This is a genomic window from Mycobacterium sp. (assembly GCF_019247615.1).
In the GTDB taxonomy this organism is placed as follows: Bacteria; Actinomycetota; Actinomycetes; order Mycobacteriales; family Mycobacteriaceae; genus Mycobacterium.
The window spans coordinates 1-20,750 of sequence record NZ_JAFBAT010000245.1; the positions used below are offsets into that span (position 1 = coordinate 1).

Annotated in this window: 19 protein-coding genes and 1 pseudogene; 8 read left to right on the plus strand and 12 right to left on the minus strand. The window is 69.3% G+C overall.

Annotated elements, in window-relative coordinates:
• The 4 genes and pseudogenes from JO059_RS16770 to sucB form a co-directional block, all read right to left on the minus strand.
• Positions 1 to 117: pseudogene (locus tag JO059_RS16770) on the minus strand (lipoyl(octanoyl) transferase LipB); the annotation flags it as partial.
• A gap of 142 nt (positions 118 to 259) precedes the next feature.
• A complete protein-coding gene (locus JO059_RS16775) occupies positions 260 to 1,924 on the minus strand; it encodes a PE family protein (RefSeq protein ID WP_293320668.1) in 1,665 nt (554 codons plus the stop codon).
• A 145-nt stretch (positions 1,925 to 2,069) separates the two neighbouring features.
• Positions 2,070 to 2,981 (minus strand): TIGR01777 family oxidoreductase, encoded by a 912-nt coding sequence (locus JO059_RS16780; RefSeq protein WP_293320670.1) that lies wholly within the window; start codon positions 2,979 to 2,981, stop codon positions 2,070 to 2,072.
• 16 nt (positions 2,982 to 2,997) lie between these two features.
• Positions 2,998 to 4,803, minus strand: a complete 1,806-nt coding sequence (gene sucB / locus JO059_RS16785; protein ID WP_293320672.1) for a 2-oxoglutarate dehydrogenase, E2 component, dihydrolipoamide succinyltransferase — start codon at positions 4,801 to 4,803, stop codon at positions 2,998 to 3,000.
• A gap of 214 nt (positions 4,804 to 5,017) precedes the next feature.
• On the opposite strand from sucB, the gene JO059_RS16790 reads away from it, so the two are divergent.
• Entirely contained in the window at positions 5,018 to 6,790 is a 1,773-nt protein-coding gene (locus tag JO059_RS16790) for an SDR family oxidoreductase (RefSeq protein WP_293320674.1), read from the plus strand.
• 25 nt (positions 6,791 to 6,815) lie between these two features.
• Here the strand turns inward: JO059_RS16790 and JO059_RS16795 are convergent, their stop codons facing one another.
• Positions 6,816 to 7,160, minus strand: a complete 345-nt coding sequence (locus JO059_RS16795; protein ID WP_293320676.1) for an aminopeptidase — start codon at positions 7,158 to 7,160, stop codon at positions 6,816 to 6,818.
• Between the two features lie 135 nt (positions 7,161 to 7,295).
• Between JO059_RS16795 and JO059_RS16800 the strand changes: the two genes are divergently transcribed.
• Both JO059_RS16800 and JO059_RS16805 read left to right on the plus strand, forming a co-directional pair.
• A complete protein-coding gene (locus JO059_RS16800; protein ID WP_293320700.1) occupies positions 7,296 to 7,745 on the plus strand; it encodes an SRPBCC family protein in 450 nt (149 codons plus the stop codon).
• A gap of 1 nt (position 7,746) precedes the next feature.
• Complete coding sequence (locus tag JO059_RS16805) at positions 7,747 to 9,336, plus strand: NAD(P)/FAD-dependent oxidoreductase (RefSeq protein WP_293320678.1); 1,590 nt, start codon at positions 7,747 to 7,749, stop codon at positions 9,334 to 9,336.
• A gap of 9 nt (positions 9,337 to 9,345) precedes the next feature.
• Here JO059_RS16805 and JO059_RS16810 read toward each other — a convergent pair whose 3' ends face one another.
• Positions 9,346 to 10,893 carry a leucyl aminopeptidase gene (locus JO059_RS16810; protein ID WP_293320680.1) on the minus strand — a complete coding sequence of 516 codons (1,548 nt, stop codon included), beginning with the start codon at positions 10,891 to 10,893 and terminating at the stop codon, positions 9,346 to 9,348.
• 32 nt (positions 10,894 to 10,925) lie between these two features.
• On the minus strand, positions 10,926 to 12,029 hold the full coding sequence (locus JO059_RS16815) for an adenylate/guanylate cyclase domain-containing protein (protein WP_293320682.1): 1,104 nt from the start codon (positions 12,027 to 12,029) through the stop codon (positions 10,926 to 10,928).
• A 45-nt stretch (positions 12,030 to 12,074) separates the two neighbouring features.
• Between JO059_RS16815 and gcvT the strand changes: the two genes are divergently transcribed.
• On the plus strand, positions 12,075 to 13,181 hold the full coding sequence (gcvT, locus tag JO059_RS16820) for a glycine cleavage system aminomethyltransferase GcvT (protein ID WP_293320684.1): 1,107 nt from the start codon (positions 12,075 to 12,077) through the stop codon (positions 13,179 to 13,181).
• 54 nt (positions 13,182 to 13,235) lie between these two features.
• On the plus strand, positions 13,236 to 14,342 hold the full coding sequence (locus tag JO059_RS16825; protein ID WP_293320686.1) for a branched-chain amino acid aminotransferase: 1,107 nt from the start codon (positions 13,236 to 13,238) through the stop codon (positions 14,340 to 14,342).
• Positions 14,343 to 14,405: 63 nt separating this feature from the next.
• On the opposite strand, the gene JO059_RS16830 is transcribed toward JO059_RS16825, so the two are convergent.
• The 4 genes from JO059_RS16830 to JO059_RS16845 are packed head-to-tail and all read right to left on the minus strand — an operon-like array spanning position 14,406 to position 17,499.
• On the minus strand, positions 14,406 to 15,152 hold the full coding sequence (locus JO059_RS16830) for an adenosylcobinamide-GDP ribazoletransferase (RefSeq protein WP_293320688.1): 747 nt from the start codon (positions 15,150 to 15,152) through the stop codon (positions 14,406 to 14,408).
• Complete coding sequence (gene cobT, locus JO059_RS16835) at positions 15,149 to 16,225, minus strand: nicotinate-nucleotide--dimethylbenzimidazole phosphoribosyltransferase (protein WP_293320690.1); 1,077 nt, start codon at positions 16,223 to 16,225, stop codon at positions 15,149 to 15,151. The genes JO059_RS16830 and cobT overlap by 4 nt, the downstream gene beginning before the upstream one ends.
• Positions 16,222 to 16,770 (minus strand): bifunctional adenosylcobinamide kinase/adenosylcobinamide-phosphate guanylyltransferase, encoded by a 549-nt coding sequence (locus JO059_RS16840; protein ID WP_293320692.1) that lies wholly within the window; start codon positions 16,768 to 16,770, stop codon positions 16,222 to 16,224. Before JO059_RS16840 ends, cobT begins: the two co-directional genes overlap by 4 nt.
• A gap of 24 nt (positions 16,771 to 16,794) precedes the next feature.
• Positions 16,795 to 17,499, minus strand: coding sequence for a DUF3043 domain-containing protein (locus JO059_RS16845; RefSeq protein ID WP_293320702.1), 705 nt, complete (start codon positions 17,497 to 17,499; stop codon positions 16,795 to 16,797).
• Between the two features lie 200 nt (positions 17,500 to 17,699).
• Between JO059_RS16845 and JO059_RS16850 the strand changes: the two genes are divergently transcribed.
• Positions 17,700 to 18,776 (plus strand): glycerate kinase, encoded by a 1,077-nt coding sequence (locus JO059_RS16850; protein WP_293320704.1) that lies wholly within the window; start codon positions 17,700 to 17,702, stop codon positions 18,774 to 18,776.
• 92 nt (positions 18,777 to 18,868) lie between these two features.
• Positions 18,869 to 19,225 carry an iron-sulfur cluster assembly accessory protein gene (locus JO059_RS16855; RefSeq protein ID WP_293320694.1) on the plus strand — a complete coding sequence of 119 codons (357 nt, stop codon included), beginning with the start codon at positions 18,869 to 18,871 and terminating at the stop codon, positions 19,223 to 19,225.
• 41 nt (positions 19,226 to 19,266) lie between these two features.
• Here JO059_RS16855 and JO059_RS16860 read toward each other — a convergent pair whose 3' ends face one another.
• Positions 19,267 to 19,947: a hypothetical protein gene (locus JO059_RS16860; protein WP_293320696.1), complete on the minus strand. Its 681-nt coding sequence runs from the start codon at positions 19,945 to 19,947 to the stop codon at positions 19,267 to 19,269.
• 179 nt (positions 19,948 to 20,126) lie between these two features.
• Here JO059_RS16860 and JO059_RS16865 point away from each other — a divergent pair.
• The coding region (locus tag JO059_RS16865; RefSeq protein ID WP_293320698.1) for a PfkB family carbohydrate kinase at positions 20,127 to 20,750 on the plus strand (624 nt) is incomplete at its 3' end.

The window sequence follows — 20,750 nt, forward strand, 5'->3', positions numbered from 1 at the left end:
GCCGCCGGCCACCCTGGCGTCGGCCAGGTCGCGCTGGAGTTGCCACGCGGTGCGGTATTCGACGGTGCCGAGTTGGCGTACGTCGACTGGGGTCGTCTGCGACCGGATGGAACCCATGGTCGCGAGGTTACCCGGGGGATCGACACCGCCGGTTGGCGCGTCGCGGGTGCAGCGAGCGGGCCGCCAATCCGTCGATACCGGTTTGCCTGTTGTTGTCGCCGCTGGCTCCGTCGCGGGCGGCTGCCAATGTCAGCCCTTGCTAGGGGCCGCCGTTGCCGCCGTCGCCGCCCTGACCGAACGGGCTCCCGCCGGCTCCCTGGATGAGGGTTTCGCCGCCGCCACCGCCACCGCCGCCCCCGCCGGCGCCGGCTGTGCCGCCGGCACCTGGGGAGGTGGTGGGCGGCACCGGCTGCCCGCTGCCGTTCTGGCCAGCGGTGCCTGCGCCGCCGCCGTTACCGCCGGGGGCCATGGAATTAAGCCCGCCACCACTGGCGGACGTTGTTCCGCCGTTGCCGCCGGCGCCGCCGATACCACCGGCAATACCACCGCCGCCGCCTCCACCGCCGCCGCCGGCGGCGATGTCGCCGGCGGCATTGCCGCCGGCGTGGGCGCCACTGCCTGGCGCCCCTAGGCCGCCGCCCGTGCCGGCGCCATTTGCGCCGGCACCGCCGAACGGCGCGCCGTTGTTACCGACGGCGGCGGAGCCGCCGCTGCCGCCACCGCCGCCGGGGCCGCCGACCGTGCCGGCGGGGCCGCCGCCTTGACCGCCGCCGCCGCCGTTACCGAAGGCGAATTGGCTGGTGCCGATGTCCTGTACTGACGCGTTGCCGCCGCCGCCGCCGGCGCCGCCGGTGCCGCCGTGACCGCCGCCGGTGCTATTGCCACCTTGGCCGCCGCCGCCACCGCCACCGCCGGCGATGCCGCCGGGCGCGACCAGGGCGCCGACACCGCCGCCACCGCCGTTGCCGCCGTTGCCGCCGTTGAAGCCGTTGCCTCCGTTGCCGCCGTTGCCCCCGGCGTCGCCGGTGGCGCCGGGGGTGCTGGTGCTTCCGCCGCCACCGCCGCCGCCGCCGTTGCCGCCGTTGCCCATGATGCCCGCGGCGGCCGCGCTGCCGATGAATCCATGGCTGGTCCCAGCCAGGCCGGGGGCACCGCCGTTGCCGCCGTTGCCGCCGTTGCCGGCGCCGTTGGCGGCGCCGGCGTTGACGCCGGCACCGCCTAGGCCGCCCTGACCGCCGCTGCCGCCGGCACCGGCGTTGCCGTAGATCAGTCCGCCGCTACCGCCGTGCCCGCCGGTCCCGCCGGTCCCGCCCGCCGCGCCGTTGCCTCCGTTGACGCCCGCGACCCCCGCGGTGCCGGTGGTGCCGACCCCGCCGGGTCCGCCCTTGCCGCCGTTGCCGATCAAAAAGGCGCTACCGCCGGCACCGCCAGGCTGCCCGGGCGCGCCGGAAGCGCCCTTGCCGCCATTGCCGAAAAGCCACCCGCCGTCCCCACCGGCCTGCCCGGTACCGGGCTTTCCATTGAGGCCGGGGCCGAGTAGAGGACGCCCCGTCAGGTCCTTCACCGGCGTGAAGAACGCCAGGCTGGCCAGCTCCTGCATTATCCCCTGCGCCGGCGCGCCACCACTCTGCAGCGGCGCCAAGTTGGCGACCTCGGCGGCCGCATAGGCCAAGCCGCCGGAGCCCAACGCGGTGACGAACCGAGAATGAAAAGCCGCGGCTTGCGCGCCAAGTTGCTGGTAGGCCTGACCGTGCGAGGAAAACAGCGATGCGATTGCCGCCGACACCTCGTCCTCGGCGGCAGCCACGACGCCGGTAGTCGGGGCCGCCGCCGCCGCATTCGCGGCGGTGAGCGTCGAGCCGAGGTTGGACAGGTCCGTTGCCGCCGAAGCGACGAACTCGGGGGCTACCTGTAGATACGACATCGTTGTCCTCCGGCCAAAACGTCGACGGGTCCTTGTCGGACGAATATGACAACCGTTGAATAGCGTATGCCCACGCCGACCCGATGGTGCCGCGTTTCGGCAAACTTTTACCCGCCCTAGCTCAGCCCTAGCTCCGCACCGGTGACTAATCGTGGTCGAGACCGGCGGTGGCGTAGTCCAGCGCCTCGCCAATGGTGTTGTGGTGGAACTGGAAACCGGCGCGCTCGAGCGCGGACGGGATGGCGCGCTGGCCGATGAGCAGCCCCTCGTCGGCGAACTCGCCGAGGGCGGCCCGCACCGCGAAACTCGGCACGATGAACGGTGTGGGGCGGTTGATCGCGCGCCCGAACGCGGTGGTGAACTCGGCGTTGGTGACCGGCGCCGGGCCGGTCAGATTCACCGGACCGGACAGCGACGGTTCGGAGATTGCGAACAACAGTGCGCGCACTTCGTCCTCGAGGCTGATCCATGACATGTACTGCCGGCCGCTGCCCAGCCGGGCGCCGAGGCCCACGGTGAACAGCGGCCGTAACCGGCGCAGCACACCGCCCGAGCGCGCGAGCACCAGGCCGGTGCGGGCCAGCACCACCCGGGCGCCGGCGTATTGCGCCGGCAGCGTGGCGGCTTCCCAGTCCTCGCACAGCTGCGCCAGGAAACCCCTTCCGGCTCTGTCGCTTTCATCGACCACATGGTCTTTGGTGTTTCCGTAGTAACCGACCGCGCTGGCGTTTATGAAGGTGTCGACACCAGCCTCGGCTACGGCGTTGGCCAGCACCTCGGTCGGCGCGATGCGGCTATCGCGCAGGCTTTGTTTGAAGGCTCCCGACCATCGACGCCGGCCGATGTTGACCCCGCACAGGTTGACCACCGCGTCCACGTCGGCCAGCGCGTGGGAATCGAACTCGCCGCTCTCGGGGTTCCAGTGCAACTCGTCGGCATTAGCCGGCGTCCGGCGCACGATGCGCACGACCGGGTGGTCGGCGGCCCGCAGTGCCGCGGCCAATGCAGAACCGATCAGACCAGAGGAGCCCGCTATTGCGATGACCGGCTTGGCCACAGTTTTCCGAGCCCTCCTAGAGACCCAAGTCGGCCTCGAACGCTCCCTCTTCGAGGCGGTGCTTGATCGTGGTGAGGAAACGTCCGGCGTCGGCCCCGTCGATCAGCCGATGGTCGTAGGTCAGCGGCAGATAGCACACCGAGCGGACCCCGATCGATTCGTTGCCGCTGTCGTCGACCACCACCCGCGGGCGTTTGACGATAGCGCCGGTGCCCAACATGGCCGCCTGCGGCGGCACCAGGATCGGGGTGTCGAACAATGCGCCCTGGCTGCCGATGTTGGTGATGGTGAAGGTGCCACCGGATAACTCGTCGGGCTTCAAGTTCCCCGACCGGGCGCGTGCGGCGATGTCGGCGATGGCCCTGGCAAGACCCGCCAACGACAAATCACCCGCATTGTGGACGACGGGGGAGAGCAGGCCCTGCTCGGTGTCGACCGCGAAGCCCAGGTGCTCGGCGTCGTAATAAGTGATCTCCCTGGTTTCCTCGTTATAGCTGGCGTTGACGTTGGGGTGGATCTTGAGCGCGTCGATCACGGCCCTGGCGAAAAACGGCAGGAAGGTGAGATTTACGCCCTCACGCTCGGCGAACGCAGCCTTGGCCCTGGCCCGCAACCCGACGATCTTGGTCATGTCGACCTCATGGGTCTGGGTGAGCTGGGCGGTGGCCTGCAGGGATTCGCGCGTCTTGGCGGCGGTGATCTGACGGATCCGGCTGGCCTTCTGGGTGGTGCCCCGCAGGTGCGCGAGCGCAGGTGCCGGAGTGGGCGCGGCCGCGGGGGCCGCCTTCCCGCCGTCGGCAGCCGGTGTCGCGGCCGGCGCTGCCGCCTTCGTGGTGCCTTCCCTTTGCCGAGATTTCTGCTCAGCTGCGGCGAGCACGTCCTGCTTGCGGATGCGACCGCCCACCCCGGTTCCCTTGACTTCCGCGAGGTCGATCTTGTTCTCGGTAGCCAGTTTTCGAACCAAGGGAGTCACGTACGGCGTCCCGTCTGCATCCGAGCCGTCGCCCGCCGCGACGGGCTCCGCGCGGACCGGCTCGGGTCGTGGCTCGGGCGTGGGGGCTGGTTTGGCCGACGGCTCGGGCCGTGAAACGGGCTGGGCTTCGGGTTTCGGCTCCGGTTGGGGCCCCGATTCGGGCTTGGCTTCGGGTTTGGGTTCGGGTTTGGGTGCCGGCGGTTTAGGGGCCGGGGCGGCCGGCGCGGCGGCCTCGGCACCGACACCGATCCGGGCCAACTCGCCGCCGACGGGTACGGTGGCGTCTTCGTCGGCGGTGATGCTGACCAGCACGCCGGCCACCGGCGACGGGATTTCGGTGTCCACCTTGTCGGTCGACACCTCCACCAGCGGCTCGTCCACCTGAACGGAATCCCCCACCTTCTTGAGCCAGCGAGTGACGGTTCCCTCGGTCACCGACTCACCCAGCTCGGGCATCAGCACCGGGGTCGCGCCATTGCCGGAGCCCTGCTGCGCCGGCGCCGCGGATTGGGGCTCGGGTTCCGGTTCCGGTGTGGCCTTCTCCTCGGGCGGGGCCTGGGGTTCCGGTTGGCTTGGCGCCTGGGCGGGCGCTGCCGGCGCGCCGCCTTCGGAGGCGTCGCCGATGATCGCGAGTTCGCCGCCAACCTCGACCGTGTCGTCCTCCTGGGCGATGATCTTCGTCAGCACACCCGCGGCGGGGGAAGGGATTTCGGTGTCAACCTTGTCGGTCGAAACCTCGACAAGTGGCTCGTCGACTTCGACTGTGTCGCCTTCCTGCTTGAGCCAGCGCGTGACCGTTCCCTCGGTGACGCTCTCGCCGAGTGCCGGCATCTGCACTGAGAAGGCCATCTCTTTTGACTCCTCGATCGCTCGTGGTCGGCGCGGGTCGACATCTGGCTTACCACACCGTCGCGGGCCGGGGGCGAAACCCGAGTTGATGTCGAATCCATCCTGTCATTGCGCTCGTGTCCACACACCTCCAGGGGCGGACGGCCCGCGCATGCCCGTTCGGCCCGAAGGGGCTTGCTACCGTGTGGCGACGTAACACGAGCGCGGAGGTCTGATGCCGGCACCACAACAGCTGCCCCAGCAATTCGTCGACAGCCCCGACGGCGCGCGGATCGCGGTCTATGAAGAGGGCAACAGCGAGGGCCCGACCGTCGTACTGGTGCACGGCTTTCCCGACTCGCACGTGGGGTGGGACGGTGTCGTTCCGTTGCTGTCCGAGCGGTTTCGGGTCCTCCGCTACGACAATCGCGGCGTCGGGATGTCGTCGGTGCCCAAGCCGGTTTCGGCCTACACGATGACCCGGTTCGCCGACGACTTCGCCGCGGTGATCGGCGAGCTGAGCCCGGGGCGGCCCGTACACGTCCTCGCCCACGACTGGGGGTCGGTGGGCATCTGGGAGTACCTGAGTCGTCCTGGCGCCGGCGACCGGGTCGCATCCTTCACGTCGGTGTCGGGTCCGAGTCAGGATCAATTGGTCAACTACATCTTCAGCGGCCTGCGTCAACCGTGGCGCCCACGCAGGTTTTTCCGGTCGATCAGTCAAGCGCTGCGCCTGCTGTACATGGTGTACTTCTCCGTACCGGTGCTGGCGCCGCTGCAGGTGCGACTGGCGCTGTCCCTGGCGCCGGTGCGGCGCAACATGGTCGACAACATTCCCGACCACAAGATCCATCACTCCGCCAAGCTGGCCAGCGATGCCGCGCACTCAATAAAGACATATCCCGCCAACTACTTTCGCTCGTTCTCCAGGAAGCGGCCGGTTCCGGTGGTCGACGTGCCGGTGCAGTTGATCGTCAACACCCAAGACCCCTACGTGCGGCCCTACGGGTTCGACGACACCGCGCGCTGGGTTCCACGGCTGTGGCGCCGCGACATCAAGGCCGGACATTTTTCCCCGATGTCGCACCCCCAGGTCATGGCGGCGGCGGTACACGACTTCGCCGACCTGGCCGAAGGCAAGCAGCCGAGCCGCGCGCTGCTGCGCGCGCAAGTCGGACGCCCGAGGGACTGCTTCGGCGACACCTTGGTGTCGGTCACCGGCGCCGGCAGCGGAATCGGCCGCGCGACAGCTTTCGCCTTCGCGCGGGAGGGCGCAGAGCTGGTTGTCAGCGATATCGACGAGGCCACCGTCAAGGAGACCGCCGCCGAAATCGCCGCCCGGGGGGGCGTCGCACACGCATATGTGCTCGACGTTTCCGACGCCGAAGCGGTCGAGGCCTACGCGGAGCGGGTCAGCGTCGAGCACGGGGTGCCCGACATCGTGGTCAACAACGCCGGCATCGGCGCGGCCGGCGCCTTCCTGGACACCCCCGCCGAGGACTTCGACCGCGTGCTCGACGTCAACCTGGGCGGTGTGATCAATGGCTGCCGATCCTTCGGCCGGCGGCTCGTCGAGCGCGGCACCGGCGGCTACATCGTCAACGTGGCGTCGATGGCCGCTTACTCTCCGCTCGGCTCGCTCAGCGCCTACTGCACCTCGAAGGCGGCGGCCTACATGTTCTCCGACTGCCTGCGGGCCGAACTCGACGCGGCCGGGGTTGGGCTGACCACCATCTGCCCCGGCATCATCGACACCAACATCGTCAGCACTACCCGTTTCACGGCGCCGGCCGGCAAAACCGAGCAGGTCAACGGCCGTCGGAGCCAAGTGAACAAGCTATTCGCGTTGCGCCACTACGGGCCCGACAAAGTCGCCGACGCGATTCTCTCGTCCGTCCAGAAGCGCAAGCCAATCCGCCCGGTGGCTCCGGAAGCCTATGCCCTGTACGGCCTTTCGAGAGTGGCGCCGCAGGCGCTACGCAGCACCGCGCGGGTGCGCCTGATCTAGCATCCGCTGTCGAGCGTGTCGGGCGCTAGAGATTTCTGGCAGCGCCCTCGGGCCGTCTGACCAGCAGCGCTCCTGCGATCCCCAAGACGCCGATCACGGCCAGCGGAATAGTCCACATTTGCCGGCCGTGCACCGACGAGTTGCACTGCGCCACAAAGTCGGTGTGCGGCAGAACCTGATTGAGAATCGGAATGTTGGCGCCATTCTTGTCGTTCGCGTTTTTGGCCGCGGAAGTATCCGGCGCTATTGCGTTTCCGCAGGATATGGAATTGCCGTTGCCGTCGGAAATCGAAACCGGCACCAGCAGCCCTATCACACCCGCGATCAACAGCACGGCGCCCACCGCCATGATCAACCGTCGTACCGTCACGATTCGCCTCTCAATTCCAAAGTCGATTTCGATCGGTAGGGGATTAGCCACTGGCGACCGCCGGTAAACCCAGGGACGCCACGCTTGATTTCCGGCGGCTTGGGTATCCGCGGCGGTATGCAGAAACGACCTGACGTGATCACCGCGACGCGTGACATTGCCGTGCCCCGCGAGCGGGTGTGGGAGGTGATGGCAAACGGCTGGACCTATACCCAGTGGGTCGTGGGCAACAGCCGAACGCGAGCGGTCGATCCCGAGTGGCCGGAGGTGGGCGCCTCGATCAGGCACTCCGTCGGCGTCTGGCCGCTGGTGATCAACGACGCGACGGTGGTGGAACGTTGCGATCCAACGAACGAGCTCGTGCTGCGCGCCAAGCTGGGGCCCCTCGGTGCGGCGCGGATAACGCTGCGCCTGTACGACACCCCGCATGGTTGCCGGGTGGAGATGATCGAGGTGCCGGTGTCTGGAGTGGCGCGGCTCATTCCCGACCGCGTCGCGCTGGCCGCGGTCTATCCCCGTAACCGCGAGTGTCTGTGGCGGTTGGCCGCTCTCGCCGAACGCCTGGAGCCGAGCCAGGTGAAGTGACGTGCGCGATGCCGCCGATGCTGTCGTCATAGGAGCCGGGCATCACGGGCTGGTGGCCGCGGCGATGCTGGCCGACGCGGGATGGGACGTGCTGGTGCTCGAGGCGCAGCCGGAACCCGGCGGCGCCGTGCGCAGCGCCGAACTGACACCGGGATACGTCACCGACCTGTTCAGCTCCTTCTATCCGATGACGGTGGCCTCGCCGGCGATGGCCTCGCTGCGATTGGAAGACCACGGGCTCCGGTGGTCTCACGCACCGGCTGTCGTGGGTCATCCGCGCAGCGGGGCCGACGATGACCCGCCCATCATCTACCGCGACCCGGGCCGCACCGCGTCAGAGCTGGCGCGGCGCGAGCCCGCTGACGGCGACAACTGGCTGCGCGTCGTCGAACTGTGGCAGAAGATCAAGTCGCCGCTGCTCGACGCCATGTTGGCGCCGTTTCCGCCGGTGCGCCCGATGATGCGGTTGCTGGTCAAGCTCGGCACCTCGGAGGCGCTGCGGCTCGCACGTCTGATGGTGCAGCCCGCCACCCTGATGGCAGAGCAATTGTTCGACGGTGAGGCGCCGCGAGTGTTATTGCTGGGAAACGCGATGCATGCAGACGTCCCGCCGGACGCGCCGATCAGCGGCGCCATGGGCTTCTTGATGACCATGCTGGCCCAAGACGACGGCTGGCCGGTTCCGGTCGGGGGGTCGGGTCAGCTGACGGCCGCGCTGGTGCGCCGTGCGCGCTCCGCCGGGGCGCAAATCGAGTGCGGACAAGAGGTTTCGCGCATCCAGGTGCGGGGCGGCCGGGCGGTCGGGGTGACGACGGCCGCGGGCCGCACCGTCCGCGCGCGCCGGGCGATCGTGGCCGATGTGACGGCACCGCGCCTGTTCTGCGAGATGCTTCCCCGAAATACCTTGCCTCCCAAGCTGCTTCGCGAGCTGGAGAACTACATCTGGGATCCGCCGGTGGTGAAGGTCAACTATGCCCTCAGCGGTCCGATCCCGTGGCGGGCCAGCAACCTGGGCCGCGTCGGGACCGTGCATCTGGGGGCCGACGGGGACGGCCTGATTCGCTGGATGGCCGACCTGAACACCAAGGTGGTGCCCCGGAATCCGTTCATGTTGTTGGGGCAGACCACCACCGCGGACCCGAGCAGATCACCCGTGGGCACCGAAAGTGTTTGGGCTTACACGCATTTGCCGCGGAACGTGGCCGACGACGCGTCGGCCGAGAAGCTCGCCGAATCGGTGGACCGCGTGATCGAGGAACATGCTCCCGGGTTCGGCGCCGCGGTGATCGACCGGTTCGTGCAGCGCCCGTCCGATCTGGAAGCCAGTGATGCCAACTTACATCTGGGTGCGCTCAACGGTGGCACCGCGCAATTGCCACAGATGCTGATCTTCCGTCCGGCACCTGGGATGGGTCGTGCCGAAACCCCGGTGCAGGGACTCTATCTCGGCAGTGCGTCGGCCACCCCGGGCGGCTCGGTGCACGGTGCCTGCGGGCGCAACGCGGCCAACGCGGCGCTTGCCGGCGACGGCGTCACGGGCTGGCCGCGGCGGAAGTTGAGCCGCGCGATGATGTCGCTGCTGAGCGGGTGAGACCGTCGCTCAGCCGTTTTCGGCGATGTCGGCCAGCACCGCGAACATCGTGCGCGTGGGCACACCGGTGGCGCCCTTGGGCGTGTATCCCCACGGGGAGCCGGTGTTGTAGGCCGGGCCCGCCACGTCGAGGTGCACCCAGCTCACGCCGTCGGCGACGAACTCGCGCAGGAACACCCCGGCGACGAGCATGCCCGCGAAGCGCTGCCCGCTGATGTTGGACAGGTCGGCGACGGTGGATTTCAGGTCTTCCTTGAGCTCGTCGGGCAGCGGCATCGGCCAGGCGTTCTCGCCGACCCGCTGCGAGATCGCGGCGACCCGGTCCCGGAACTCGTCGCTGCCCATCACCCCCGGTATCCGGGCGCCCAGCGCGACAGTCTGCGCGCCGGTCAGCGTGGAGGTCTCGATCAGGTAGTCGGGATTGTCCTCGCATGCCCGAACGATGGCGTCCGCGAGGATGAGGCGGCCCTCGGCGTCGGTGTTCTGCACCTCGACGGTGGTTCCGCCGTACTGGGTCAGCACGTCGCCGGGCCGCTGCGCCGTGCCCGACGGCATGTTCTCGGCCATCGGCACCGTGGCGATGACGTCGATGGGCAGCTGCAGCTGCGCGGCCAGGGTGACGGTCGCGATGACCGCGGCGGCGCCCGCCATGTCCGAAGTCATGTAGTGCATGGACGCGGCCGGCTTGATGGAGATGCCGCCGGTGTCGAAGGTGACGCCCTTGCCGACCAGCGCCACGCGCTTGGCCTGCTTTGGTTTCTTGGCCAACCGAGAACCCCGATGGGTCAGCCGCACCAGTCGCGGGGGGCGAGACGAGCCCTGCCCGACGCCGATCACCCCGCCATAGCCGTCCTTGCGCAGCGCCTGGTCGTCGAGCACCTCCACCTCGAGGCCGGCGGATTCCCCTAAAAGCTTTGCGCGCCTGGCGAATTCGGCCGGGAAGAGGTGACTCGGCGGAGTGTTGACCAGGTCACGGGCGGCGGCGACCGCGGTGGCGACGGCGGCGCCGTGAGCGACGCTTTTCTTGGCGTCCTTCGAGGAGCTGAGCGCGGTGATCTTGCGCAGCCCGTTGTCTTTCGGTGCGGTCTTGTCGCTCCGGAAGGCGGTGAACCGGTAGCTGCCGAGGATCAAGCCCTCGATGGCGGCTGAGCAGACGCCCTCTCCGGGCAGTGCGGCCAGCGTGGTGATCACCGCCTCGGCTCCGCCCAGAGACCGCGCCGCCACGCCGGCGGCACGACGTACGGTGTCCGCCGGCCACTCCGAACGCGGTTTACCCAGGCCGACCGTCAGCACGCTGGACACCGGCAGCGACGGCACCACCAGCCGGTGCACCTGTTCGCCGGCACCGGTGGCCTCCAAGGCCCGCAGGCCGGACTCGATCTCGGCAACCGCGTCGGCCGACAGGTACGGCCCCGCTGCCGAGACGACCGCTCCCGGCTGGTCCTCATCTCCCGTCGAGACGACCGGCACCACCAGTACCGCGGAACCCGCACTTCGTTTGGGCAGCGAGGTGGCGACGTTGACTGTGGGCGGTTGATAAGCCGGTTCGGTGGTCACGAGCACTTACCCTAGTCACCGGCGGCCAGCGGTCAGTGCGGAGTGTCCCTGCCGGGTAGCTCGAAGGCGGTCACCGGCTCGTCAAAACCCTTGAGCGTCAATGGTCCGTGGGCCACGGCCTGCCAGTCCGACAACTTCTCCCGCAGCTCCGCAGCGGCCAGAATCTGGCCCGGCGCCGCGGCGGCCACGAGTCGAGCGGCCAGGTTGACGGGGTCGCCGAAGTAGTCGCCGTTGATGGCCAGCACGCTGCCGTACGCCAGGCCGGCGCGCACCTGCAGACCCTCCTCGCATGCCCGCGGATGGTGGACGAGATGCACCGCCGCGTCGGCGAGATTCAGGGGTGAAGCGCTCACCCACATCACCTCGTCACCGATGAACTTCACCACCCGGCCGCCGTCGGCGTGCACCACGTCTGCGACGGTTCCGGCGAACTCGTTGAGCAGGTTCGACAACTCCGCGGGGCCGAGCGCGTGGGTGAGCACGGTGAAGCCGGACAGGTCGGCAAAACCGATGCCGCACACCACGCTTGCCGAGCTGTCGCGCAGGAGGCCCTCGAAGTGCGTTCGGGCCCCCGTCAGATGGTGACGGTGAACCACGTCGATGAGTCCCCCGATGCGGGGCACGAACTCGGCGATTGCGCGGTAGGCCTGGGCCGTGGCGAGCTCGTCATGGGTGTGCGTCATCTGGATGTCTGGCATCCCGGCGCGGATCGTCGCCGATTCGGCTTCAGCGAGCCGGGCCATGGTGGCGCCGAGAACTCGCAGCAGCCCCTGCGCCCCGTCCTCACCCACCATGGACTTCAGGGCGACCCAGGTGGCCAGCGCATCGACATCGGCCTGGCTCAACACGGGGACGTCCGGGCCGGCCACGGTCAGGCCGAGCAAACCCCATGCGTGGGAGACTTCCTCGGGTGATAAGCCGAGTTGCTCGGCGGCGGTCGCGATGGTGTAGGTCGGTCGTCCCGACCATTGCAGGACGTCCCCGGCGAGCCCGAACAGCCGTCCGCGCTGTTCGGCCTCGGCCATGTCGTCGACCGTGAAACCGAGCTCACTCAGGTACTTGATCAGGTCGCTGCGCTCGCGCGGGTTGGCGATCCCGGCGGCTTCCAACGCTTCGAAGTCCAGGTGATCGGACACCCGCCCAAGTGTGCCAGCACCGGCGCTCGATTAGGGTGGGACGCCGTGAGCGAGCCACAACGCGGACCCCTCGAAGACCGGCACCGGGAGCTGGGCGCAAGCTTCGCCGAGTTCGGCGGCTGGCTGATGCCGGTGTCCTATGCCGGTACCGTCAGTGAGCACAACGCCACCCGCAACGCGGTCGGCCTCTTCGACGTCAGCCACCTCGGTAAGGCCTCGGTGCGCGGGCCGGACGCAGCGCGGTTCGTTAATTCCGCGCTCACCAACGACCTCGGCCGCATCGGTCCCGGCAAGGCGCAATACACGTTGTGCTGCAACCCATCCGGCGGCGTGATCGACGATCTGATCGCCTACTACGTTGACGACGACGAGATCTTCCTGGTGCCCAACGCCGCAAACACCGCCGCCGTGGTCGAGGCGCTGAGGGCGGCGGCTAGGACGGGTTGGGGACCGGGCGTGACCATCACCAACGAGCATCGCTCCTATGCCGTGCTGGCGGTCCAGGGCCCGCGATCGGCCGACGTGCTCGGCAAGCTCGGCCTGCCGGCCGGCATGGATTACATGGAGTACACGGACACCTCGTACTCGGGGGTGCCGGTGCGGGTCTGCCGCACCGGATACACCGGCGAGCACGGCTACGAACTGCTGCCGCCCTGGGATTCCGCGGGCGTGGTGTTCGATGCGCTGGCCGCGGCGGTGAGCGCCGCCGGGGGCGAGCCGGCCGGCCTGGGCGCCCGCGACACACTTCGCACCGAGATGGGGTATCCGCTCCACGGGCACGAGCTGGCGTCGGACATCTCGCCGTTGCAGGCCCGATGCGGCTGGGCGGTCGGGTGGAAAAAAGACGCGTTCTTCGGCCGCGACGCCCTGCTTGCCGAGAAGGCGGCGGGGCCGCGGCGCCTGTTGCGCGGCCTGCGGATGGTGGGCCGCGGGGTGTTGCGCCCGGGGCTGACGGTGCTGGCCGGGGACGCCGCGATCGGGATCACCACGTCCGGGACCTTCTCGCCCACACTGCAGGTCGGCATCGGGCTGGCACTGATCGACACGGACGCGGGCATCGACGACGGCCGGCACGTCACCGTCGACGTTCGCGGGCGCGCCGTCGAATGTGAAGTGGTGCGGCCGCCGTTCGTCGCCGCAAAAACGCGTTAACGGCCGCCGTTCACATGCCGAGACCTATCGGCGAGCGGATATACAATCGGCCGCATGACCAGCGGCGCGCTCGAGTTCACGGTTACCCGCGCGGCACATCCCTTGGCCGACGCGGAGCGCGAATCGATCTTGGCCGACCCAGGATTCGGCAAATACTTCACCGACCACATGGTGTCGATCGACTACGCCTCGGGCGCGGGCTGGCACAACGCGCGCGTCATCCCGTATGGCCCGATCGAACTCGACCCGTCGGCGATAATGCTGCACTACGCGCAGGGAGTGTTCGAGGGGCTCAAGGCTTACCGTTGGACCGACGGCTCGATCGTGTCGTTTCGCGCCGAGGCCAACGCGGCCAGGTTGCGGTCGTCGTGTCGGCGGCTGGCGATCCCCGAACTGCCCGAGAGCCTGTTCATTGAATCCCTTTGCCAGCTGGTGGCCGTCGACAACGCGTGGGTGCCGCGGACCGGGGGCGAGGAGGCGCTGTATCTGCGGCCGTTCATCTTCGCGACCGAGCCCGGACTGGGTGTGCGGCCGTCCAAGCAGTACCGGTACCTGCTGATCGCCTCGCCCGCCGGGGCGTACTTCAAGGGCGGCATCAGCCCCGTCACCGTGTGGGTGTCGACGGAGTACGTGCGGGCCAGCCCCGGCGGCACCGGTGCGGCCAAGTTCGGCGGCAACTACGCGGCCTCGCTGCTGGCCCAGACCCAGGCCGTCGAAAACGGCTGCGACCAAGTGGTATGGCTGGATGCCGTCGAACGCCGCTTCGTCGAAGAGATGGGAGGGATGAACCTGTTCTTCGTGTTCGGCAGCGGCGGATCGGCGCGGCTGGTCACCCCCGAGCTGTCCGGGTCGCTGCTGCCCGGCATCACGCGAGACTCGTTGCTGCAGTTGGCTATCGATGCCGGATTCGCCGTTGAGGAACGCAAGATCGACATCGACGAATGGCAGAAGAAGGCCGCCGCCGGTGAGATCACCGAGGTGTTCGCCTGCGGCACCGCCGCCGTCATCACGCCGGTTTCGCGGGTGAAGTACGCCGACGGCGAGTTCACCATCGCCGACGGGCGGCCGGGCGAGGTGACGATGGCACTGCGCGACACGCTGACCGGCATCCAGCGGGGCACCTTCGCCGACACCCACGGCTGGATGGCCCGGCTGGGGTGAATCCGCGAACAGACGCAGAATCGCATCCTGCCGCACCGATTCGTGCGAATCTGCGTCTGCTCGTCAGTGGAACGCCGCAAGGGTCAGGGCGCTCACCGTCGTCGTCAATTCGATCGCGGCGCCCAGCACGTCGCCGGTGATGCCGCCCAACCGGCGCACGCAGTGCCCCACCAGGCCCGCCCCGCAGCACACCGCGACCAGCACGGCCACCGGCCCTTCCCACGGCCGCGGGCCGGCCCACAGCGAAACGACGATGAGCGCCGCCAACCAGGCCGCCACGACCGGGCCCGGCTGACTGCCGGCGACCCTGGCGCCCAGGGCGCTACCGTCGGCCATGGGCACCGAGCGACGGCAGGCCAGCACCGCGGTGACCCGCCCGGCGAAGACCGCAACAACGATTCCGGCGAGTCCGTCGGCCGCGCTGAGGGCCGAGAAGGCCGACCCCTGCAACAGGATCGTCAGCACGACGGCCGCGGCGCCCAACGGTCCCGTCGATCCGTCCCGCATTACCGCCAACGCGCGCTGGGGCGGACCGTAACAGCCAAGGCCGTCAGCCGTATCGGCGACGCCGTCGAGGTGTAGGCCGCGGGTCGCCAGCAGCAGCGCCAGCACGGCCAACAGCCCGGGCAGCGGGCTGGCGGGGCCGAAAAACACTGCGCCACACCATGTGACGGCCGCGGCCAGGGCGCCCAGCGCAGCTCCGACCACGGGCAGCGCGGTCATGGCGCCACGCCCCATCGCGACGTTCCTTGCGCGCGGCATGGGCATCACCGTCGCAAACGCGAAAGCCGTTGTCAGGGAACGAATCACGGCGACGGGGAGGGGGACGAGCCGGCAACATCGGCCACACCGGCTACGCCGGCCTCCTGGAAGGTGGCCATCGATGAGAGGGCGGCCACGGCGGCGCGCAGCACCGGCAGCGCCACCGCCGCGCCGGTTCCCTCGCCCAGCCGCATGCGCAGGTCCAGGATCGGCTCCAATTCGAGAGCGGTCAGCGCCAGCCCGTGACCCGGCTCGGTGGACCGGTGACCGGCTTGCCACCACCGCCGGGCGCCGGGCGCCAGGCGCTCGGCGACCAGCGCGGCGGCCGTGACCGCCATGCCGTCGAGCAGGACAGGGGTGCGCCGCACCGCGGCCTGCGCGCAAAAGCCGGCCATCGCCGCCAGATCGGCGCCAGCGCAACAACGGAGCAGCCCGACCGGGTCTGGTGACACGGACCGCGTCCGGAAGAGGGCGTCGCGAATCGCGGCCGTCTTGCGCGCCCACCCCGCGTCATCGATTCCCGTCCCGAGGCCGACCACCGCCACCGGCTCGGAATTCGTCAGTGCCGCGACCAATACCGCCGCCGCGGTGGTATTCCCGATTCCCATGTCGCCCGCGATGAGCAGGTCGGCGCCCGCGTCGACCTCCTCGTCGGCGATGGCCCGGCCCGCGGCGATGGCGTCGACGGTCTCGTCGTCGGTCAGGGCGTCCTGCACCCTGATGTCGCCGCTGCCGCGCCGCACCTTGTGGGCACCGATCCGCTCGGAGGCGGCGTCGGCGTCGACCGCCAGGTCCGCGATCCGCACGGTCGCACCGGCGATGTCGGCCAAAACGTTGATCGCCGCGCCGCCGGCGTCGATATTGGCGACCATCTGGGCGGTCACCTCCGGGGGGTACGCGGAAACCCCAAACCGCGCAACCCCGTGGTCGCCCGCGAATACCACCACCCGGACACGCTCGAATTGACTTGGGGGACACCGGTTCTGGCACGACGCAACCCACACCGACAGGTCCTCGAGGCGGCCCAGGGCGCCGCGGGGCTTGGTCAGGGTGTCCTGCCGGGCGCGGGCGGCCGCCGCGGTTGTCGCGTCGGGTGGCGACACTGAGGCGAAGTCCATCACGTGGCCGGCGACTTGATCGGTACCGCCTGCCCGGCGACGACCAGTACCACCCGCTCGCACACCGCGGCGACGCGCTGGTTCAGCGTGCCCAGTTCGTCGGCGAACCGGCGGCCGGATGGCGTGGCCGGCACTACGGTCAACCCGACCTCCGGGCTCACCAGCACCAGAGTGGAACCGAACCCGGCCACCGCCGCCACCATCGCTTCGATCGTTTCGCGGACCGGTACCGCCACCGGCCCGTCGTCCCATCCGTTGTTGCGGTCCAGGGTGGCGGTCAGCCAGCCGCCGAGGTCGTCGACAACCGTGGGGGTGTTCGGCGACCACCGCAATTGGGCTGAGATGTCGTCGGTTTCGACCGTCTCCCAATGAGCGGGGCGGCGGCCGCGGTGTTCCCCGAGCCGGCGCGCCCAGGCCGCGTCACCGCGCGCAACCGGCCCGGTGGCCAGGTAGCGGACCGGCTGCCGGGGCGGCAGCGAATCGGCAATGGCTTCCTCCGCCCAGCGGGACTTGCCCGACCTGATCCCGCCGAGCACCAGCGTGCGCACCGGGATCAGCCGGCTTTCGGGAGCTCAACCGACACTGCTGCCGCGCTCGACCTGGGGCCGGGGTGCCCGCAAACGGCGCAGCTGCGAAGCCCGGCCCGCAGCGTAAAGTCCTAGCTTCCAACGGCTTTCGGTATTCTGCGGAAACTTCGCGTCGACCAGCCTGTTGACTTTGCGCCCCAGGATGAGCGCGTCGACACCCATCACCGCCATCAATACCAACATCGCCGGGGAGGCATAGAACTGCAGTTGCGGGGCCGTGAACATGGCGGCGAGCAGGACGAGCGTCGCCGGCATGAACAGGCCCAGCAGGTTGCGCCGGGAGTCCACCACGTCGCGCACGTAGCGCCGGACGGGCCCCTGATCGCGGGGTAACAGGTACGCCTCTTCGCCGGCCATCATGCGATCCCGGCGCTCCGTCATCCGAGCGCGGCCGGCGGCCCGTTCGGCCCTGCGCTCCTCGCGGCTGAGTTTGGGGCCGGTCAGCGATCTGCGCCTGGCCCGCGCCTCCGACGCGGTCATCGGCGCCGGTGCGACCGGGCCCTTCCGCGCGTTTCGTCGGGCTTCGCTGCGCTTGGGCGTCGGCCGGCCCTTGGGGCCGGTCTTGCCCGACCCCCGAGACGTGGCCTCCGGATGGATCGCGGCATCGACAGCCGACCGTGCAACCGCTACCCCGTCGCCGTCGTCTCCATGGCCCTTTCCATGGCCCTTTTTCCGGCCCAGCAGCTTCACAGTGGCCAGGTTACTTCGTCGGTGGCCCACCCGGTAACGGTCGCGGACGACCTGGAGCGCATCGGGATTACCCATGCACCCGGGCCTCCCTAGGACCTACGCTTAACTGTGATGAACGGCAACCGATGAGGGACGACGGCACGATGGCCTTGGATGACGATTCCGCTGGCCTCGCACCCGGGCGTCTCCGGTTGCCGGCGATGCAGGTTTTGGTGGCCCCCGATTGCTACGGCGATAGCTTGACGGCCGTCCAAGCCGCCGCGGCCATCGCGACCGGCTGGGTCCGGTCACGGCCGGGTGACCGGTTCATTGTCGCCCCGCAGTCCGACGGCGGCCCCGGCTTTGTGGAAGTGCTGGCCAGCCGGCTCGGGGAGAAGCGCCGACTTCGGGTCTCGGGCCCGCTCGACGACACCGTCGACGCGGCGTGGGTGTACGAGCCCGCCTCGGAGACGGCGTACCTGGAATGCGCGCAGGCATGCGGGCTGGCGCTGCTCGGCGGCCCTCCCACGCCCGAAACCGCCCTCGCGGCGCATAGCAGGGGAGTGGGGCAGCTCATCGACGAGGCGCTCCAGGCGGGCGCGAAGCGGATCGTCGTCGGGCTGGGCGGCAGCGCCTGCAGCGACGGTGGGCAGGGCATGATCGCCGAGCTCGGCGGCCTGCAGGTCGCCCGGCGAAAACTGGCTGACGTGGAGCTGATCGCCGCCTCGGACACCGAATACCCCCTTGTCGGGCCGTGGGGCACCCCCAAGGTGTTCGGACCGCAGAAGGGCGCCGACCCGGCCACCGTCGCAGCCCTCGAGGTGCGTCTCGAGGCGTGGGCGCTCGAGCTGGAAGCGGTGGCCGGGCGCGACGTGGGCGCCGAACCGGGCGCGGGCGCCGCCGGTGGCATCGGCGCCGGGCTGCTGGCTCTCGGCGGCCGCTGCGAATCCGGCGCGGCGATCATCGCCGAGCACACGCACCTGGCCGAGGATCTCGAGACTGCGGAGATGATCGTCACCGGTGAGGGCCGGTTCGACGAGCAGTCCCTGCACGGGAAGGTGGTCGGGTCTCTGGCCGACGCGGCCTACCCGCTGGGGATCCCGGTGATCGTCCTCGCGGGCCAGGTGGGCCTGGACAGCTCGGCGGTGCGGTCGTCGGGCATCATGTCGGCATTGTCCATGGCCGATTACGCGGGCTCGGTGCGCTTGGCGCAGGCAGATGCGGCAAACCAGCTCATGGGATTGGCCTCACAAGTGGCCGCGCGACTCGGGAATAGCGGTCCGGCAAGGTACCGTTGATGCAGTGGACTTTCCCCGCGGGGATCGGGCCTCAAAGTCCGTGAACGGCCCAGACCGACGAGCTCAAACCGATGAGCCATGTAGGAGAAGCAATGACGGTGCAAAACGAGCCGAGCGCCAAGACCCACAGTGTCATCCTGACCGAAGCCGCCGCTGCCAAGGCGAAGGCCCTGCTTGACCAGGAGGGTCGTGACGACCTGGCGTTGCGCATCGCGGTTCAGCCCGGAGGGTGCGCGGGGCTGCGTTACAACCTCTTCTTCGACGACCGGACACTCGACGGTGACCTGACCGCCGAGTTCGGCGGTGTGACCCTGACGGTCGACCGCATGAGCGCACCCTACGTCGAGGGCGCGTCCATCGACTTCGTCGACACCATCGAGAAGCAGGGCTTCACCATCGACAACCCCAACGCCACCGGCTCCTGCGCCTGCGGAGATTCCTTCAACTGACCCGCCGGCCGGCCGGTGTATCGGGCGAACGGAACCTCGGATCAGTAGGAGCCGGCGGCACGCAGGACGTACGAGCACACCAAGATCTGGCCTCGCTGAAATAGCAGCTGAGCGACGCCCTGGACGTCGTCGCGCGTCGGGCCGCCCGCGGGCTGCACCCGCATGGTGAACAGCGCCTGCGCCTGGTATTGCGACAAATAGACGATCTTGTCGATCGAGGTCACCTCGACTTCGGAGAACTGCTTGCGGAACGCGTCGCTGCTCATCTTGGCCAGTGCCGCATCCGACCTTTTGTCGCGCACCCCGTCGTACATGCCGCACAGGGTGTTGCGCACGATGACGTCGATGTCACGGTGCTCGAGCGCGTCGAGGTACTGCTGAACTGCGGTTTTGGCCGTTGCCTCGGAGAAGGACGTCCCGGTATTGGCCCCGTTGGTGCGGACCCCGTACAAGATCGCCACCGTCATCGCGGCCACCAGCGCCACGGTCACCAGCACGCCGATGACCAGGCGCCGCCTGGACCGGCGCCTCGGGTACGTCGACGACGGCGGTTGGCGAGCATAATCGGCGTGCGGCGCTCTCGAGTCGTTTGCCGCCGAGGCCGCGAACCCGGGGTCGCCGCCGGAATTGGGCTGATCGGGGAACTCCACCGACCGGGACTCGGCCTGGCGCGTCGGTCCGTCCGGGCCGGCGGTGTGGTTCGTCGGGTGCGAACCGGCCATGGTGGTTCTCCTACGGTGGTGAATCGGGACCACGTGGGTCAGTCCTGAGTGACCACTGGGTGAGTGCTGGGTGGGTCCTCAGGCAGGCTAGCGCATCGGCTTTGCGCCGACCGCGGCGCGACGAAGCGCAACAGGCCTGAGTAAGCTAGGCGACCTTGCTAACGAGGGATGGAGATTTCGTGACGATCGCGGTAACAGGTTCGATAGCGACCGACAATCTGATGCGGTTTCCGGGCCGGTTTTCCGAGCAGCTGCTGGCCGAGCATCTGCAGAAGGTGTCGCTCAGCTTCCTGGTCGACGACCTGGTCGTTCATCGCGGCGGCGTCGCCGGAAACATCGCTTTTGCCATCGGTGTGTTGGGCGGCGACGTCGCGCTGGTCGGTGCGGCCGGGGATGACTTCACGGAGTACCGCGAGTGGTTGCAGGCCCACGGCGTCAACTGCGACAACGTCCTGATCTCCGAGAGCGCCCACACCGCCCGTTTCACCTGCACCACGGACATCGACATGGCCCAGATCGCGTCGTTCTACCCGGGCGCGATGTCGGAGGCCCGCAACATCAAGCTCGCGGACGTGGTCGCGGCCATCGGCACGCCGGAGTTGGTCATCATCGGGGCGAACGACCCGGCCGCCATGCTGGTGCACACCGCCGAGTGCCGCAATCTCGGACTGCCGTTCGCCGCAGACCCGTCCCAGCAGCTGGCCCGGCTCTCCGGGGACGAGATCCGCCAGCTCATCGATGGCGCCAAGTACCTGTTCACCAACGACTACGAGTGGGACCTGATGCTGTCCAAGACCGGCTGG

Coding starts and splice junctions, on each gene's coding strand:
- JO059_RS16825 (WP_293320686.1), top strand. CDS start 13,236: ATGACCAGCGGCGCGCTCGAGTTCACGGTTACCCGCGCGGCACATCCC.
- JO059_RS16790 (WP_293320674.1), top strand. CDS start 5,018: ATGCCGGCACCACAACAGCTGCCCCAGCAATTCGTCGACAGCCCCGAC.
- sucB (WP_293320672.1), bottom strand. CDS start 4,803: ATGGCCTTCTCAGTGCAGATGCCGGCACTCGGCGAGAGCGTCACCGAG.
- JO059_RS16860 (WP_293320696.1), bottom strand. CDS start 19,947: ATGGCCGGTTCGCACCCGACGAACCACACCGCCGGCCCGGACGGACCG.
- JO059_RS16775 (WP_293320668.1), bottom strand. CDS start 1,924: ATGTCGTATCTACAGGTAGCCCCCGAGTTCGTCGCTTCGGCGGCAACG.
- JO059_RS16855 (WP_293320694.1), top strand. CDS start 18,869: ATGACGGTGCAAAACGAGCCGAGCGCCAAGACCCACAGTGTCATCCTG.
- JO059_RS16850 (WP_293320704.1), top strand. CDS start 17,700: ATGCAGGTTTTGGTGGCCCCCGATTGCTACGGCGATAGCTTGACGGCC.